Below are 16,884 nucleotides of genomic sequence, written 5' to 3' on the forward strand. Positions count from 1 at the left end.
GCACTCAGAACGAGGCGGACTCGTCCATCTCGTCGTGGGTGATGAGCCCCAGCACCTCGTTCGATGCGAAGCCGAGGGACATGGGCCGCAACACGCCCGGTATCACGGCCACATCGTAAAGTTCGCCAATGGCCCCATCGATGCGGAACCAGTGCGCGACCGCGCCCGTCTCCAAGTCGATCACTTGTACCCCGCACCAGGGCTCCGAATCCGCATCCGCGAGTTTCTTGTCGAGGGCGAGCCCTTCGAAGCGCTCGTAGCGCGGCTTGGAGAGGCCGACAAAGGCGTGACGGCCGTGGAAGCCGAGACCGCGCACGAAGCCTGGGCAGAACGCGACCACGTGGAGCGTGGCGTCGGCGGCCTTGGGCGCAGGTTCGACCCAGCACAGTTCGCCCCTTCCCGAGTTCAGGACATAGAGCTTGCCGCAGTACATGCGCGGCGAGTGCGGCATGGACAGTCCGCCGATCACGATCTCGCCGGTCGCCACGTCGATCACGATACCGCCGTCATAGCGCCGGTCGCGCCAGCCGTCGATCGTGTCGGACTTGCTGACCGCGGTGACGTAGCGCGGGACGCCATCCTCCATGGCCAGACCGTTCAGATGACACCGGTCCTCCTCGACGATCTTCGAGATGAAGGGCGGCTTCCAAAGCGGTGTGAAGCTGTGGCGCGCCGAAGGCGTGGCGAGGCAGTTGAACAGCGTGTTCACGAACACGATCCGACCGTCCTTCAGCAGGCCCACATCGTGCGCATCCAACTCTCCGGTTACGAAGAGCTCCCGTGGCACGTAGCAGGCATCGTACAGATTGTTGATCTGCTGATCGGGACCCAGAACGTTCTTGAAGCGGATGATCTGAAATAGCGTTGCCAGTAGAAGCGTGTCCTTGTCTGGAACCGCGATCCCCATGGCTTTGCGGAAGAAGCGCTCGTCGACGAGCAGGCCGCCGTCGGTGTTCTGGCCCAACAGGTAGAACTTGCCCGACTGGTAGGACGAAATGCCGAGGCCGATCCCGTTGCTGCCGAGAAACGAGGACAGACCCGGCGACATCGAGTATTTGACCGGCGGCTGCTCCTGCGCCGTCTGATCTGCCGGCGTGCCGTCCTGCCCGGGCGCCTCGCCGCCGCGTGCCTCCGCCTGCTCCGCAGTTCCGGTCATGCTCGTCCTTCCTCGACCGTTGACGGGCTTGTTCTAGCGCGCCGCCGCGAACTTACCTAGTGCGGCCGATTCTGCAACATAACGCGCAATGTCTGATTTTGCCGTGCCGATACGACGCCGTGCCGCGGTGCGCGAACGAGTGCGGTAAGTACTCGTTAGGACATCGGCACGCCACCGGCGCTTGGAAGCACGTTCTGTTTCGATGTGGCACGGGTCTGCGTGAACCGTTCAGAGTGATTCCACCGAGCGCTCGTCTTCCCGGCGCCCCTCCGTATGGTCGAAGAGCGGACATCCGGCGATCGACATAGACAGAAACGCCGGCGAGGGGCCCAAGGGGGAAATGATGCGCAACCGGTCAGCACGGAGGTCCGTGCTGCTGTCGTTGCTCGCGGCTGCGGTCGCGTGCACGGGCGGCAGCCAGGACGCCTATGCCGATTGCACCGGCACCGCCCCCGACTCGAATGCTCGGGCAGCGGTAGCACCGCACAGTCCATCAAGGCCGACAACGCCGATGTGAAGACGCGTCCGGGCTTCGGAGTCTCGGCGACCAACAAGAATGCGTTGTCTATCTCCGGCGCCGGACAGATCACCTACACCGACAAGAACGGTTCCTCGCTCACGTCGACGTCGCGGGACGCTCTGAACGTCGTTTCGACGGGCGACGACGGCGCGACGGACGGGAGTGTCACGATCGATGTCGACGGCCCTTTGACCGGCGGGAGCACGGGCATCTCGGCCAACAACAAGGGGGCCGGCGCTCTGACGATCAAGGCGGGCGGCACCGTCGAGAGTACGTCCGGCAACGGCATTCAAGCCGTAAACAAGAACACGCAGTCCAAAGGCCTCACGATCGCGACCGGGGGCACGGTCACGGCCAAGCGCACGGCAATCAGCGCCACCAACTACGGTTCCGGGCTGTTGAGCATCGATGCGGACGGGAATCTTGTGGGCGCGAGCGGAATCAGCGCGATCAACCGGGGTGCCGGTGCCGTGACGATCGACGCGAGCGGCAAGATCACCGCCAGCGAGGGCAACGCGATTGCGGTCACGAACTATGGGACCAATCTTTCCGTCCTCACCGGCAATACCGTGACTGCGGCGAAAACGGCGATCAGTGCGACCAACTACGGCACGGGTAAGCTGACGGTCCACACGGCCGCCGACGCAGTGGTGCGACCGGCATCAGCGCGTCGAACAACGGATCCGACGCGCTGAGCATCGAGGCGCGGGGTACGGTCACGGCGACGGGCGGCAAGGGCATTTACGCGATCAACAGGAGCGCCAACTCGACGACCCTGTCGATCGTGACGAAGGAGGCCGTATCGGCTACGCAAACGGCGATCACGGCCATTCACTACGGCACGGGCCCTCTCACCATCGATGCCGATGGCGATGTCAGCGGTGAGACGGGCATCAGCGCCAACAACAACGGCGCAGGGGCGTTGAGCATCGATACGAGCGGAAAGGTCACCGGCACCACGCAAAACGGCATCAGCGCCACGAACTCCGGAACCGATCTGACCGTCAGCGCCGGCGATACGGTCAGGGCCGCGAAAACGGCGATCAGCGCTACGAACGACGGCACGGGCAAGCTGACCGTCAACACTGCGGGAGATGTCACCGGCGGCACCGGTGCCGGTATCGCGGCTTCGAATAAGAGTACGGGCAGCACGGACCTGTCAATCACAACGGCCGCCGGAACGACCGTGAGCGGAACTACGGGTATTTCCGCCAGCAACGCCGGGACAGGAATCTTGAGTCTCGGCATCGATGGCGATGCCGAGGGCACCAAGACGTATGGCGTCTCGGCGACGAACAGCGGCGAAACGACGACGATCACCTCGGGGAGCGCGTCGACAATTCGCGGTGCCACCACGGGCGTGCGGGCCCTCCATGCGGGGACGGGGTCGCTGACATTGCATCTCGACGGAGACGTGCAGGGCCTCAACGGCCAGGGCATCTATGCCAGGACCGACGGCACGGAAGCGCTCAACCTGACCACCGGCGGAAACGTCACCGGCACTCAGGACGGCATCTATGCCTATCACCGCAACGGTGGGTCCATCGACGTCACCGTCGGGACGGACAGCGTCGTGACGAGCTCGGGCACCAACCGCGGCGATTACGCGATCCAAACGACGGGCGGATCGACGACGTTGACCGTCGCGGGTACCCTTAACCCCGGCGCGGGCGGTGCCGTGGCCTTCGATAGCAGCAGTTCCAATGCGTTTAACGACCGGCTCGTGCTTTACTCGACGGCCGTCATCAACGGCACCGTCTTGGCGGGGCCGGGAACGGACACGCTGCCTTCGGCGGCAACGGCAACGGCACGTTCGACCTTGACGAGATCGACACGGGCGACAAGACGAGGAAATACCAGAGCTTCGAAAACTTCGAGGTCAATAGCGGTGTCTGGAGCTTTTCAGGCTCGACGTCGTATTCCTTTACCGTCAATGGCGGCGTGCTCAAGGGGACCGGCACCTTCGCCGATCTTGTCCTGAACGGCGGCGTCATCGCACTCGGAAACTCGATCGGCACGATGGTCGTGAACGGCGACTTCACGCTCCGCAGCGGCGCCGTCTTCGAGGTGGAAGTCGACGCAGCCGGGAACTCGGACAAGGTCATCGCGTACGGGGCCGTCAACCTGACCGGATCCACCTTGCGCGTGTTGGCTCAAAACGGGAGTTACAATCCGTATACGGACTACACGATCATCGAAAAGAGGAGCGCAGGCGCGGTGACAGGCAGGTTCGCCCGCGTCACCAGCAACTATGCCTTCCTGACGCCGACGGTCGTCTATGATGGCGGCGACGGCAACGATGTCACGCTGACACTGCGGCGCACCGTGGTACCGAAGACGGGCACGACATCAAGTACCGGCACGACATCAAGCACGAGCACGACATCAAGCACGAGCTCGAGGACAAGTGCCGGCACGACATCAAGCACGAGCTCGACATCAGGCGCCGGCACGACATCAAGCACGAGTGCGACGACAAGCACCAGCACGACAACGAGCTCGAGCACCAGCGGAAGCGGCGGCGGTACGGGCGGCACCGGCTCGAGCGGCAGCGCCGGGAGCGGCGCCACGGGCGACGGGGAATCGACCTATGTCAGCTTCTGCTCCGTGGCGGAGAGCAAGAACCAGTGCAACGTGGCCGAGGCCCTGGATCCGTTGCCCTTCTCCAATTCGCTTTACCTCGCCGTCCTGACCCAGACCGTCGACGGCGCACGGCAAGCCTTCAACGCTCTGTCGGGCGAGGTCCACGCAACGGTCATGGGGACACTGGTGGACGACAGCCGCTATGCGCGCGATGCCGTCATGGGCCGGCTCATACAGGCGAGCCATCGAAGCTCGGCGCTCGGGTCCAGCGGGCCGCTTGTGGCGAGCTATGACAATCAGGCGATGCTGCTGGGCGGCAGCTCGCTCTATGACGGCAACGGGTTTGCCGATCCGGCGCCGCAGCCGCTGGCGTTCTGGACGCAAGCCTTCGGCGCGTGGGGCGACTTCGGCGGCAACGGCAACGCCGGCGCCGCCAACCGCAATCTCGGCGGCTTCATCTCGGGCATGGATGCAGGCGTCGGCGGATCCTGGCGCGTCGGCCTCGCCACCGGTGCTTCCTTCTCCGATGTGAGCGTGGACGATCGCTACAGCAGCGCCAACGTGGAGACCTACCATCTTGGCGGCTATGTTGGCGGCATGGCGGGCGCCTTCGCACTTCGCGGCGGCGGCATGTGGGCCTGGAGCGACATCGAGACGTCCCGCGTGGTGGCGTTCCCCAACTTCTACGAACGCGAGAAGGCGGATTACGCCGCCGACACGGGGCAGCTCTTCGGCGAGATCGCTTATCCCACGCAGATGGGCGTCCTCGATGTCGAGCCCTTTGCCGGTCTCGCCTATGTTTCCGTCGACTCCGGGAGCTTCCGCGAGCGCGGCGGCGCGCGGGCGGCCTTGCGCGGCGGAGACGCATCCCAGGACGTGGGCTACACCACCTTGGGTGTGCGGGCGGCGAGGGGCATGATGTGGGGGTCGATGCACGTGACACCGCATGTGGAAGCCGCCTGGCTTCATGCCTTCAACGATGTGACGCCGAATGCCTCGCTGACCTTTGCGGCGGCCGGGGCGGGTTTCCACGTGACCGGTGTACCGCTCGCCGAAGACAGTGCGTTGCTCGATGCCGGCCTCGACCTCGACGTGAGCGATCGCCTCACCGCAGGCGTGTCCTACGCCGGTCAGTACGCGGACAGCGTCTCCGACAATGCCGTCAAGGGGCGCCTGACCTGGCGTTTCAACTAGGCGCGCCGCGGCGCACGGACCCGGGCAAGAAAAAATGCGCTGCCCGGGAGGGCAGCGCATTCCGTCGAACCAATTGCGTTTGACCGGTACGCTAGACCGCGTCCTTGGCGGCCTTGACCGGACGCGCCTTGATCACCTTGCGGGCCGGCTTGGCCTTGAACACCGTCGGCTCCTTGGTGAAAGGGTTGATGCCCTTGCGGGCGCGGACGGCGGGTTTCTTGACCACCACGAACTTGGCGAAGCCCGGCAGCATGAACTCGCCGGTCTTCTTCATTTCCTTGTAGCCGACCGTCGCCAGTGTCTCGAGAACGTCCTTCACGTCCTTCTTCGTCATGTCGAGCTGGTCGGCAATCGTTTGGATGAGTGCGGTCTTTGTCATCATTTGAGTAGCGCTCCTGAGAGTAGGACGTGGCTGTAAAAAAGCGCAGTTCTCACGAACCGTCTTCGCCGTCCGAGCCTGCACCGGCTCTTCATACCCTTTGAGGGATGGCCGATTCGCGCCGCTTTGTCTGCATTTAAGGAAAGGATGCTGTTGGTATCTCGACCCGCGAATTGCAGGGCCAAACGCGTTTTCACGTCCTGTCCGGCGTGTCTTTCGCGCGGCGTTCCGCCGCCGCCGGGGTCGCATGGGCCGTCTGGGCGCGTGCGGCGATGTCCCAGACCGCGAGGAACAGGGCCGCGACCAGGGGGCCCACTACGAGGCCGTTGAGGCCGAGAAGGGCGATGCCGCCCAAAGTCGAGATCAAGACGACATAGTCGGGCAGGGCGGTGTCCTTCCCGACGAGATAGGGGCGCAGCAGATTGTCCACGAGTCCGATAACGCCGGCCCCGAACGCCATGAGTACGAGGCCCTTGGCGATCGCGCCGGTGGCGATGAGATAGACGGCGACCGGAAACCAGACGATCGACGCGCCCACCGCCGGCAACAGCGACAGGAAGGCCATGACCACGCCCCAAAGCACCGGCGCGTGGATTCCGAGCGCCCAGAAGATCAGCCCGCCGAGAAATCCCTGCACGATCGCCACCAGGATCGTGCCTTTGACCATGGCGCGCACGACGACGGCGATCTTCTCGAACAGCGCGTCCTTGTATTCGCCCTCGAGCGGCACCGCGTTGGCGATCTTCCGCGAGAGCTTGCCGCCATCGCGCAGCAGGAAGAACAGGAGGTAAAGCATGATCGCGACGCCCAGGAGGAGATTGGCCGTCCCTTGCCCGACCAGGACCGCCTGGGTGGCGAAGAACTTGCTGCCTTCGGCCAGGAGCGCGATGACGCGCGCTTGAATGTCGGCGACGTCCGTAACGCCGAACCGGGCCAGGAAGTCGGTCGCCCAGCTCGGCAGGGCATCGAGAAAGCGCTGCAGAAACGTCCCGAGATTGAGATTCCCCGACTGGATGTTTTCATAGAGCGTCGTCGCCTCGCTGACGATCGAGGCGCCGGTCAGCGCCACGGGGATCAGCACGATCCCGACAATGCACAGCAGCGTGAGAAAGGCGTTGAGGTTCGTTTGGCCGGGCAGGTGCCCGTTGAACCAGCGCTGCACCGGCGAGAACACCATGGCGAGGATTACGGCCCACAGGATGGCGCTGTAAAAGGGCAGCAGGATCCAGGCAAAGGCCAGCGAGACCGCAACCAGCAGGCCGATGAAGACCTTGTCGTGCAGGGCACCTTTGTCGGGATCGCTGCGCATGCGCGGGGGCTCCATCCTGGGTCTTGGGGCTTCGGTCTCGGGGCTTCGGTCTCGGGGCTTCGGTCTCGGGCCTGGCGTTCGGCTCGATCATAGTGATTCAGGCGCGCGCACGAAGCGCTTTTCCGGAACGTCTGGGGGCCGCCCGCGAAAACCTCTCGACTGCGCCAACCGACCGGAAAGAACATCTTGCGAACATAGAACAAAGCAGGTACATTGCATTATCGAGGACGTCCCCGGCGCTTGAGGGCCCTTCCGGATGTGGACGAGGGCCGCCGGGTCTACGCACCGCCATTTACGCAAGCCCCAGGGCTGTGAAATAAGGAGATTCGTCGATGTCGAACGCCGCGCTGCGCCTTGTTGAGGCTGGAGGGGAAATGGACAGAGAGAAGGCGCTGGAAGCTGCGATCTCCCAGATCGAGCGGGCCTGCGGCAAGGGCTCCATCATGCGGCTCGGCCAGAACGAGACCGCCGTGGAGGTGGAGGCGATTCCGACCGGCTCCCTGGGGCTCGATATCGCGCTCGGGATCGGCGGTCTGCCGCGCGGCCGGGTCGTGGAGATTTACGGGCCGGAATCCTCCGGCAAGACGACGCTTGCCCTTCACGTCGTGGCGGAAGCCCAGAAGAAGGGCGGCGTGTGCGCCTTTGTCGATGCGGAACATGCGCTCGATACGGTCTATGCCCGGAAGCTGGGCGTGGATCTCGAGAACGTTCTGATCTCACAGCCCGACACGGGCGAGCAGGCGCTTGAGATCGCCGATACGCTGGTCCGGTCGGGCGCATCGACGCTGGTCGTGGATTCGGTGGCGGCGCTGACGCCCAAGGCCGAGCTGGAAGGCGAGATGGGCGATTCCCTGCCGGGCCTCCAGGCCCGTCTCATGAGCCAGGCCTTGCGGAAGCTGACCGGCTCGATCTCCAAATCCCGCTGCATGGTCATCTTCATCAATCAGATCCGCATGAAGATCGGCGTGATGTTCGGCTCGCCCGAGACCACGAGTGGCGGCAATGCCTTGAAGTTCTACGCGTCGGTGCGGCTCGACATTCGCCGGATCGGTGCGATCAAGGAGCGGGACGAGGTTGTCGGCAATCAGACCCGCGTCAAGGTCGTCAAGAACAAGGTCGCACCGCCCTTCAAGCAGGTCGAGTTCGACATCATGTATGGCGAAGGCGTCTCCAAGATGGGCGAGTTGATCGATCTCGGCGTGAAGGCCGGTATCGTCGAAAAGTCCGGGTCCTGGTTCTCCTTCGACAGCGAGCGGATCGGCCAGGGCCGCGAGAATGCGAAGACCTTCCTCAAGGAGCATCCGGACATGGCCCAGCGGATCGAGCTGGCCATCCGGCAGAATGCCGGCCTTCTGGGCGATCAGCTCTTGGAGGGCGGCGACATGGAGGGCGGTGCCGGGGATGATGATCTCCCGCCTGTAGAGCCAGACGAGGATGAAACCGTGACGCCGATCTCCGGTGGCGGCCGCAAGAGCAAACGCGGGTAAGCTTGGGCTAGGGCCCGAGCGCCTATCGTGGCATCCCATTGCCCATTGCCCATTGCCCGTTGCTCGCTGGGGAGCGGCGTCGGTTTCGCGGTTTTCCGAACGTGGTCTGGTGTGCGGGCGCCTCATGGTTTTGTGGATCGTGGGGCGTTCCGCCGTGCGGTGAGCGCTGGACAGCGCCTGAGTGAGACCGTATGTCTGCCCCGGCTTCCTCCCTGTTTCCGTCTGTGTCGAAACGGGGATCGGAGGTGCGGCCGGGACTGCCGAATCGGGTAGGGTCCGGGACGCTGCTTGGTTCCTGAGCCGTCGCATGGGTGCGGACATTGAAGGGCGGGCTCCGTAGATCGTAGGGAGCCGCCGGAGCGGATGCTACCAAATCGGCTGCTGGCAAATTGGGTGCTGCGAGAGTGAGCGCTAGGAAAGCCAAAAATGGCACGGCCCAAAATGGCTCGGCCAAGACAGGCATGCCCAAGACAGGCACGCCCAAGACAGGCACGCCGGCGCGCAAGGTGCCGGTGCTGGACGTACCCACGCGGGCGAACGAACTGCGTGCCGCCTTTCTTCAGTACTTCGCCGATGCGGACCATGTGGTGGAGCCTTCGGCGCCTTTGGTTCCGCGGCATGATCCGACCTTGATGTTCACCAATGCCGGCATGGTGCCGTTCAAGAACGTGTTCACCGGCCAGGAGAAGCCGCCAGCGTTGCGGGCGGCTTCGTCGCAGAAATGCGTGCGTGCCGGCGGCAAGCACAACGATCTCGACAATGTGGGCTACACCGCGCGGCACCACACGTTTTTCGAGATGCTCGGCAATTTTTCGTTCGGCGATTATTTCAAGGAGCGGGCGATCTCGCTGGCCTGGTCGTTCTTGACCGGCACGCTGGGTCTTCCGCCGGAGAAGCTCCTCGTCACCGTGTATGTGGATGACGACGAGGCCGCGGATCTCTGGAAAAAGGTCTCCGGATTTGGCGACGACAAGATCTTGCGGATCGCGGGATCGGACAATTTCTGGTCCATGGGTGATACGGGACCGTGCGGGCCCTGTTCGGAGATCTTCTACGACCACGGGCCCCATCTGCCGGGCGGGCCGCCCGGCAGTCCCGATCAGGACGGCGACCGCTTCGTCGAGATCTGGAATCTCGTCTTCATGCAATACGACCAACGCGAAGACGGCACCCGGGTCGAGCTGCCGCACCCGTCGATCGACACGGGCATGGGGCTCGAGCGCATCGCGGCGGTCATGCAAGGCACCCACGACAATTACGAAATCGATCTGTTCAAAACGCTGATCGCGGCGTCCGTCGATCTCACCGGCGTGCCGGACGATGGGGACGAGGCGCCGAGCCATCGCATCATCGCCGACCATCTGCGCGCGTCGTCGTTTCTGATTGCCGACGGTGTGCTGCCCTCGAATGAGGGCCGCGGCTATGTGCTGCGCCGGATCATGCGGCGGGCCATGCGCCACGCGCATCTTCTGGGTGCGAAGGAGCCGCTGCTGTACCGGCTCGTGCCGACGCTCGTTGGCGAGATGGGCCGCGCTTTTCCGGAACTGCAGCGCGGCGAGGCGTTGATCGGCGAGACCTTGAAGCTCGAGGAAACCCGTTTTCGCGAGACCCTCGACCGGGGTTTGCGTCTGCTGGACGAGGCGGTCGAAGGTCTTTCGTCCGGCGATACGCTTTTGGGCGAGATCGCGTTCAAGCTCTACGACACCTACGGCTTTCCCTACGACCTGACGGAGGACGCGCTGAAAGCCAAGGGCATCGGCGTGGACGGGGCGGGCTTTGCCGCGGCCATGGAGCGTCAGCGGGCCGAAGCCCGGAAGTCCTGGGCCGGGTCCGGCGAGGCGGCGACGGATGGTCTGTGGTACGAGCTCAAGGAAGAGTTGGGGGCCACGGAGTTCCTGGGCTACGAGACCGAGACCGCGTCGGGCGAAATCGTGGCGCTCGTCAAGGAGGGTGCCCGGGTCGAAAAGCTGGAAGCGGGCGACCGCGGCATCGTCATCGTCAATCAAACGCCGTTCTATGCGGAGTCCGGCGGCCAGGTCGGCGACCGGGGCACGCTCACGATCGGCGACGACACGGTCTTCGCCGTCGCCGACACGCAGAAGAAGCTGCATGGCCTGTTTCTCCATGACGGCGTCGTGGAGCAGGGCAAGCTGCTGCGGGGGCAGACGGTGACCCTGTCGGTGGATCGGGCGCGCCGCACAGCCACCCGTGCGCATCATTCGGCCACCCATCTTCTGCACGAAGCCTTGCGGCAGATCCTCGGGACCCATGTGGCGCAGAAGGCTCGCTGGTGGAGCCCGGGCGTTTGCGGTTCGACTTTTCTCATCCCAAACCCAAGCGCGGAGGAGATCAAGGCCGTCGAAGACATGGCGAACGCCATGATCCTTCAGAACAGCCCGGTGGAAACGCATCTGATGACGCCGGACGAGGCGATTGGGCGCGGCGCGCTTGCGCTGTTCGGAGAGAAATACGGCGAGGAAGTGCGTGTCGTCTCCATGGGCGTGACGCCGGAAAGCGAGAAGGCGGATCACGCGTACTCGATCGAGCTTTGCGGCGGGACCCATGTTCGCCGCACGGGCGATATCGGTCTTCTGAAGATCGTGGGCGAGAGTGCCGTGGCGGCGGGCGTCCGCCGCGTCGAGGCCCTGACCGGCGATGCGGCGCGCACCTATCTCGCCACGCAAGACATGCGGGTCAGAGAGGCGGCCGAGATGCTCAAAGTCGCCCCGGACGAGATGCTCGACCGGCTGGCCGCCATCGTCGAGGAGCGCCGCAAGCTCGACCGTGAAGTGGCGGACATGCGGAAGAAGGTGGCGCTCGGCGGCGGCGGATCGCAAGGCGAGGAGACCAACATCATCTCCGTCGGGGGAACTTCGTACCTTGCGCTGCGCGTCTCCGGACTGCCCAACAACGATCTGAAGGCTTTGGCCGACGACGCCAAAGCAAGGTCCGGCGTGGTCGCCATCGCGAATACGGCCCCGGACGGAAAAGGCGGACTTGTCGTGGGGGTCACTGGGGACCTGACCTCCCGCTTCAACGCGGTCGACCTCGTGCGTTGTGGGCGCCGTGGCGCTAGGCGGCAAGGGCGGCGGCGGGCGCCCCGATCTTGCCCAGGCCGGCGGCCCCGACGGCGCCAAGGCCGACGCCGCGCTCGATGCGATCGCGGCCAGCCTCGAAGCCGGGTCCGATGGCGCGGCGCCGCCGTCGGCGTCCGGGCACGCCGGACAAGCGTAAACCATGGCCATGACCGCTTGGCGCCGTTGGCGCCGAAAGGTCCACGAAATTCTGGAACTGGGCAGCGATGCCCATCCGGCCGCCTACGTCGTCAACGGCTTCATCGTCGTCTTGATCGTGTTGAACGCAATCGCCTTCGCCGCGGAAACCGTCGGCGATCTGGCGGTGCGCTACGGCCCGTGGTTCCGCGCCTCAACGGTGTTCTCCGTGCTCGTCTTCACCGTCGAATACGCACTGCGGGTTTGGAGCGCGGTCGAGATTCCGGTTCTGTCGCGGATGCCGCCAGCGCGCGCGCGGGCCATCTTCGCCACGCGTCCCATCATGATCATCGACCTGCTGGCTTTTGCCCCCTGGTATGTGCAGTGGCTGATCCCCGTCGATCTGCGGGTGCTCAGACTGCTGCGCGTCGTGCGGCTTTTCAAGCTCGCGCGCTTTTCGCCCGCCTTGCAGACGTTGTTGCGCGTGTTCCAGGACGAGTACCGCGCCTTGTTGGGTGCGCTGCTTGTCATGCTGATCCTATTGCTGTTCGCCTCCACCGGGGTCTACTTCCTGGAGCGGGACGCACAGCCCGATGCATTCGGATCGATTCCCGCGGCGTCCTGGTGGGCGCTCTCGACCCTCACCACGGTGGGCTACGGCGACGTCGTTCCGGTCACGCCCTGGGGCAAGGTCCTGGGCGGCGTGGTGATGGTGCTTGGCGTCGGCATGTTCGCGCTGCCCGTCGCCATTATCGCCACGGGGTTCAGCCAGGAGTCCATGCGCCATCAGTTCGTGGCGACCTGGTCCATGGTGGCGCGCGTGCCAGTCTTTGCGAATATGAGCCGCGTGGAAATCGCCGACATCACCAAGCTGCTCGAGACGCGGAGCGTCGATCCCGGCGTTCCCATCGTGCGGGCGGGGGACGCCGGCGACGGCATGTACATTCTGGCAAGTGGCGAGGCCTTGCTCGCCCTCGGCGACGATCGCACGCTCACGCTGCGCGAAGGCGATCTCTTCGGCCAGATGGCGCTGCTGGAACGCCGGCGCCACGAGCACGACGTGATCGCCACGACTCATTGCAGGGTCTACATGCTGGATGGCCGGGCGCTGGGTCGGCTGTCGCGGCGCTATCCCGATCTCCGGGAGCGCCTCAGCCTCGCGGCGGCCTCGCAAAATGCCGTGGGCGAAACGGCCACCTGAGCGCTGAAACGGCCCCGGTTCTCACGGCATGGCCAAGCTAGGCGGCCGCGACGTTCCCGGACATGGCCGCCTGCATGTTCTCGTCGATCTTGTCGATGAAGCCCTCGGTCGACAGCCAGGCCTGATCGGCGCCGACGAGTAGGGCTAGGTCCTTGGTCATGTAGCCCGACTCGATGGTCGCGACCCCGACCGTTTCGATCGTGTTGGCGAAGCGGGCGAGCGCCTCGTTGTTGTCGAGCTTGGCCCGATGCTTCAGAGCGCCGGCCCAGGCGAAGATCGAGGCCATGGAATTGGTCGAGGTGGCGCGGCCCTCCTGGTGCTGGCGGAAATGGCGCGTCACCGTACCGTGTGCGGCTTCGGCCAGCACGGTGCTGCCGTCCGGGGTCATGAGCACGGAACGCATCAGGCCGAGCGACCCAAAGCCCTGGGCGACCGTGTCGGACTGGACGTCGCCATCGTAGTTCTTGCACGCCCACACATAGCCGCCGGACCATTTCAGCGCGGCGGCAACCATGTCGTCGATCAGCCGGTGCTCGTAGGTGAGGCCTGCTTCGGCGAACGCGTCCTTGAATTCGGTCTCGAAGATTTCCGCGAACAGATCCTTGAAGCGGCCGTCATAGGCCTTGAGGATCGTGTTCTTGGTCGACAGGTACACCGGCATGTTGCGCGCCAGGCCGTAATTCATCGAGGCGCGCGCGAAGTCGCGGATCGAGCTGTCGAGATTGAACATGCCGAGCGCCACGCCCGAGCCGTCGAAGGTATGCACCTCGCGCTCGATCGTCTCGCCGTCTTCGCCTTCGAACCGGATGGTCAGCTTGCCTTTCCCCGGCACCCGGAAGTCCTGGGCCCGGTAGATGTCTCCATAGGCATGACGCCCGATCACGATGGGCTTGGTCCAACCCGGCACAAGGCGCGGCACGTTCTGGCAGATGATGGGTTCACGGAAGATCACGCCGCCAAGTATGTTGCGGATCGTGCCGTTGGGCGAGCGGTACATCCTCTTGAGCCCGAATTCCGCCACACGGGCTTCGTCCGGCGTGATGGTCGCGCATTTCACGCCGACGCCGAATTCCTGGATCGCGTGGGCGGCGTCGACCGTCACCTGATCGTCCGTGGCGTCGCGATGTTCGATACCGAGATCGAACGGTACAAGCTCGATGTCGAGATAGGGCTCGATGAGCTTTTCCTTGATCATGTCCCAAATAACGCGGGTCATCTCATCGCCAAGCAAATCGGCGATCGGGTTCTGAACCTTGATCTTGTCCACGCAGCTATCTCCAAGAAAGGGGGAGTGTCCGGGCCCGAAGGCTTTACGCCGCCACCCATTGCGGGCCGCGGCTCCCTGTAGCATCGTCCGGCCATGATGGAAACAGATGAGCAAACCGGCAAGTTGACGAAAGCGCACGCCTGCTTGATGGCTCCGGCGATCGTGCTGGTGGAGCCGCAACTGGGCGAGAATATCGGCTTTGCCGCCCGGGCCATGGGCAATTTCGGGTTAGGCGATTTGCGGCTGGTCGCGCCGCGCGACGGCTGGCCCAATGAGAAGGCGTGTGCGGCGGCCGCGGTCGCCGAGCCGATCGCGAGCGGGGCGAAGGTGTTCGAGACCGTCGCGGCCGCGCTGGCCGATTGCAACTACGTCGTGGCCGCTACGGCCCGGCCGCGCGAGATGGTGAAGCCGGTCTTCAGTCCCGAAACGGCGGCGGTGGGTCTGCGCAAGCGCGCGCAGTCGGGCGAGCGGTGTGCGGTGATGTTCGGAGGCGAACGCAACGGTCTCGACAACGACTCGATCGCCTTGGCCGATGCCATCCTGACGGCGCCGGTGGATCCAGGTTGCGCCTCTCTCAGCCTGCCCCAGGCCGTGCTGTTGTTCTCCTATGAGTGGATGAAAGGCGGCAATCCGGAAGGCTTGGGACGCATCACGTCTTTCGATGGGCCCGCCCGGGAGGGCCTCGCGACTCCCGGCACTGGACCGGCCACGCGCGCATCGCTGTTCGGTCTTTTCGACCATATGGAAGGGGCGCTCGACGCGGCCGGATTTTTGCGTCCGCCTGAAAAACGCCCGGCCATGGTCCGCTCGATACGGAACATGTTCCACCGTATGGCGTGCACCGAACAAGATGTCCGCACATGGCGCGGGATCATCGCGGCTCTGACGCGGCATTCAGCGGCATCAAAGGGTTAGCTGTGCCGATTGCGGCCACAGTTACGCCCCGTTTCTCCTGTTGCGATGGGTGTCAACAGTGGTAGCTTCCGCGAGACTAAGGAGAGGGGCGTCCAATGATAAAAGCGTGGGTGAAGTTGGGTGGAGTTTTAGGCATTGTGCTCGTGCCGCTGATTGGAACGCCCGCCGAAGCCGCAGATCAAGCCACGGATCGTCGCTCGAGCATGACGACCGTCGCTGCCGAGGAACTCAATCAGCGCAGCAAGCAGCCCGCTACGGGCCAGAACGGCGGCCTGAGCGAACGTGGCGTGCGCAACATGGTGTACTACGCCTTCTCCCTCATCCCCGACGAGGTCAAGGGCCCCGACGGCAAGATGGTTCCGGTCGACAAGGCCGACCCCAATAAATTCGTGATTCCCGAGGACGACGCGCGCCGTGTCATTCGGGCGGCCACCCGGTCCGCCTATGCCGATGTGTGCGGCCTTCCGAACCTTGCCCAGGCGAATTACGAGGCGATGCTGACGAAGGAAAAGGCCCAGCAGAGCTGGAGCCGGGAGCAACTCTTGATGATCGAGGCGCTGCATCTGTTTGCGGTCTCGTTCTTCACCGGCAATGCGTCTTTCTCGACAGAGCCCGATTCGGACTCCGCCGAGGGTGAAGGTGCGGCGGCCCAGGCATCCGGCGAGCCCTCCGAGGTTCATAAGGCGCCCCCGCCGCCGAAATGCCCGCCGGAACAGCGGCAGAGGGTCGAGAGCGCCATCAATGCCTATGTGGCGTCCGCCGGGGCCCAATAATCGGGCACCCGCCAACAAGGATCGCGATAGCGGAATTGACATTTTCCAGGCATTCCGTGTAACAGAACGCCTTGGCCCGGCCGTTTCGGGCTGGGTGCGGACCGCTGGACGACTTTGGCGGTCCCCGATCAACCACCATCAATGGGTTTTTGCGGCAGACGCGGGGACAATCGACCGCCCGTGGAAAGCCTGATTTGGCTTTGGAGTCTTGACGAATGACGAAACGCATTCACGCCAAGCATAAGATCGACCGCCGGCTTGGCGAGAATATCTGGGGACGCCCGAAGAGCCCCCAGAACAAGCGCGAGTACGGACCTGGCGAACATGGCCAGCGCCGCCGCGGTAAGCTCTCGGACTATGGCCAGCAGCTTCGCGCCAAGCAGAAGCTGAAGGGCTATTACGGGAACATCACAGAGAAGCAGTTCAAGGCTATCTATCACGAGGCGTCGCGCCTGAAGGGCGATACCTCCGAGCGCCTTATCGGGCTGCTGGAGCGCCGCCTGGATGCGGTCGTATACCGGGCGAAGTTCGTGCCGACGGTCTTCGCCGCGCGCCAGTTCATTTCGCACGGTCATGTGAAGGTGAACGGCCGCCGGGTTACGATCCCGTCCTACCGCTGCAAGGAAGGCGATGTGATCGAGGTGCGGGACAAGTCGAAGGATCTCGGTCTGGTGCTCGAGGCCGCGCAGAGCGGCGAGCGCGACGTACCGGATTACGTCGATGTGGATCACGGCAAGATGGTCGCCACGTTCACGCGCGTGCCGGGGCTGTCCGACGTTCCCTATCCGGTGATGATGGAACCGAACCTCGTCATCGAATTCTATTCGCGCTAAGCGAACCAGGCATCTGAAACGATTTACGGCCTGCACCGGTTTCCGGTGGCAGGCC

Annotated in this window: 13 protein-coding genes and 1 pseudogene; 10 read left to right on the forward strand and 4 right to left on the reverse strand. The window is 64.4% G+C overall.

The genetic code is table 11. The annotated features are described in order from the left end of the window. Positions 1 to 4: 4 nt before the first annotated feature. Entirely contained in the window at positions 5 to 1,156 is a 1,152-nt protein-coding gene (locus AUC68_RS10160) for a TIGR03032 family protein (RefSeq protein ID WP_141701206.1), read from the reverse strand. A gap of 513 nt (positions 1,157 to 1,669) precedes the next feature. On the opposite strand from AUC68_RS10160, the gene AUC68_RS10165 reads away from it, so the two are divergent. The 3 genes from AUC68_RS10165 to AUC68_RS10175 all read left to right on the forward strand — a co-directional run bounded on the left by AUC68_RS10165 (position 1,670) and on the right by AUC68_RS10175 (position 5,453). Next, the gene (locus AUC68_RS10165) at positions 1,670 to 2,371 is read left to right on the forward strand and encodes a hypothetical protein (protein WP_141701207.1); all 702 of its coding nucleotides are present in this window, start codon (positions 1,670 to 1,672) and stop codon (positions 2,369 to 2,371) included. A gap of 89 nt (positions 2,372 to 2,460) precedes the next feature. After that, a complete protein-coding gene (locus tag AUC68_RS10170; RefSeq protein ID WP_069437550.1) occupies positions 2,461 to 3,657 on the forward strand; it encodes a beta strand repeat-containing protein in 1,197 nt (398 codons plus the stop codon). Continuing rightward, the gene (locus AUC68_RS10175; protein ID WP_069437551.1) at positions 3,618 to 5,453 is read left to right on the forward strand and encodes an autotransporter outer membrane beta-barrel domain-containing protein; all 1,836 of its coding nucleotides are present in this window, start codon (positions 3,618 to 3,620) and stop codon (positions 5,451 to 5,453) included. The genes AUC68_RS10170 and AUC68_RS10175 overlap by 40 nt, the downstream gene beginning before the upstream one ends. Positions 5,454 to 5,544: 91 nt before the next feature. Here AUC68_RS10175 and AUC68_RS10180 read toward each other — a convergent pair whose 3' ends face one another. Beyond that, the gene (locus AUC68_RS10180) at positions 5,545 to 5,832 is read right to left on the reverse strand and encodes an HU family DNA-binding protein (protein ID WP_069437784.1); all 288 of its coding nucleotides are present in this window, start codon (positions 5,830 to 5,832) and stop codon (positions 5,545 to 5,547) included. Between the two features lie 193 nt (positions 5,833 to 6,025). Continuing rightward, entirely contained in the window at positions 6,026 to 7,141 is a 1,116-nt protein-coding gene (locus tag AUC68_RS10185; RefSeq protein WP_069437552.1) for an AI-2E family transporter, read from the reverse strand. A 332-nt stretch (positions 7,142 to 7,473) separates the two neighbouring features. Here AUC68_RS10185 and recA point away from each other — a divergent pair, with 332 nt between their 5' ends. The 4 genes and pseudogenes from recA (at position 7,474) to AUC68_RS10200 (ending at position 13,041) form a co-directional block, all read left to right on the forward strand. Next, the gene (gene recA / locus AUC68_RS10190) at positions 7,474 to 8,628 is read left to right on the forward strand and encodes a recombinase RecA (RefSeq protein WP_083240624.1); all 1,155 of its coding nucleotides are present in this window, start codon (positions 7,474 to 7,476) and stop codon (positions 8,626 to 8,628) included. Positions 8,629 to 9,089: 461 nt separating this feature from the next. Beyond that, positions 9,090 to 11,621: pseudogene (gene alaS, locus AUC68_RS10195) on the forward strand (alanine--tRNA ligase); the annotation flags it as partial. Between the two features lie 73 nt (positions 11,622 to 11,694). Then, a complete protein-coding gene (locus tag AUC68_RS18730; RefSeq protein ID WP_425283224.1) occupies positions 11,695 to 11,862 on the forward strand; it encodes a hypothetical protein in 168 nt (55 codons plus the stop codon). Positions 11,863 to 11,865: 3 nt separating this feature from the next. Next, positions 11,866 to 13,041, forward strand: a complete 1,176-nt coding sequence (locus AUC68_RS10200; protein WP_069437553.1) for a cyclic nucleotide-gated ion channel — start codon at positions 11,866 to 11,868, stop codon at positions 13,039 to 13,041. 37 nt (positions 13,042 to 13,078) lie between these two features. Here the strand turns inward: AUC68_RS10200 and AUC68_RS10205 are convergent, their stop codons facing one another. After that, positions 13,079 to 14,308: an NADP-dependent isocitrate dehydrogenase gene (locus AUC68_RS10205; RefSeq protein ID WP_069437554.1), complete on the reverse strand. Its 1,230-nt coding sequence runs from the start codon at positions 14,306 to 14,308 to the stop codon at positions 13,079 to 13,081. 93 nt (positions 14,309 to 14,401) lie between these two features. Between AUC68_RS10205 and AUC68_RS10210 the strand changes: the two genes are divergently transcribed. From AUC68_RS10210 to rpsD, 3 genes are all read left to right on the forward strand, one after another. Then, positions 14,402 to 15,223: an RNA methyltransferase gene (locus AUC68_RS10210; protein WP_244500480.1), complete on the forward strand. Its 822-nt coding sequence runs from the start codon at positions 14,402 to 14,404 to the stop codon at positions 15,221 to 15,223. Between the two features lie 203 nt (positions 15,224 to 15,426). Then, positions 15,427 to 15,996, forward strand: coding sequence for a hypothetical protein (locus tag AUC68_RS10215; RefSeq protein ID WP_141701208.1), 570 nt, complete (start codon positions 15,427 to 15,429; stop codon positions 15,994 to 15,996). A 215-nt stretch (positions 15,997 to 16,211) separates the two neighbouring features. Then, complete coding sequence (gene rpsD / locus AUC68_RS10220; protein ID WP_069437556.1) at positions 16,212 to 16,829, forward strand: 30S ribosomal protein S4; 618 nt, start codon at positions 16,212 to 16,214, stop codon at positions 16,827 to 16,829. Positions 16,830 to 16,884 lie beyond the last annotated feature (55 nt).

It is taken from the genome of Methyloceanibacter methanicus, assembly GCF_001723285.1.
GTDB lineage: Bacteria > Pseudomonadota > Alphaproteobacteria > Rhizobiales > Methyloligellaceae > Methyloceanibacter > Methyloceanibacter methanicus.

Excerpts from the sequence above, each read along its gene's own strand:
- AUC68_RS10215 (WP_141701208.1), top strand. The coding sequence starts at position 15,427 with ATGACGACCGTCGCTGCCGAGGAACTCAATCAGCGCAGCAAGCAGCCC.
- AUC68_RS10210 (WP_244500480.1), top strand. The coding sequence starts at position 14,402 with ATGATGGAAACAGATGAGCAAACCGGCAAGTTGACGAAAGCGCACGCC.
- AUC68_RS10185 (WP_069437552.1), bottom strand. The coding sequence starts at position 7,141 with ATGCGCAGCGATCCCGACAAAGGTGCCCTGCACGACAAGGTCTTCATC.
- AUC68_RS10180 (WP_069437784.1), bottom strand. The coding sequence starts at position 5,832 with ATGACAAAGACCGCACTCATCCAAACGATTGCCGACCAGCTCGACATG.
- rpsD (WP_069437556.1), top strand. The coding sequence starts at position 16,212 with ATGACGAAACGCATTCACGCCAAGCATAAGATCGACCGCCGGCTTGGC.
- AUC68_RS10160 (WP_141701206.1), bottom strand. The coding sequence starts at position 1,156 with ATGACCGGAACTGCGGAGCAGGCGGAGGCACGCGGCGGCGAGGCGCCC.
- recA (WP_083240624.1), top strand. The coding sequence starts at position 7,474 with ATGTCGAACGCCGCGCTGCGCCTTGTTGAGGCTGGAGGGGAAATGGAC.
- AUC68_RS10200 (WP_069437553.1), top strand. The coding sequence starts at position 11,866 with ATGGCCATGACCGCTTGGCGCCGTTGGCGCCGAAAGGTCCACGAAATT.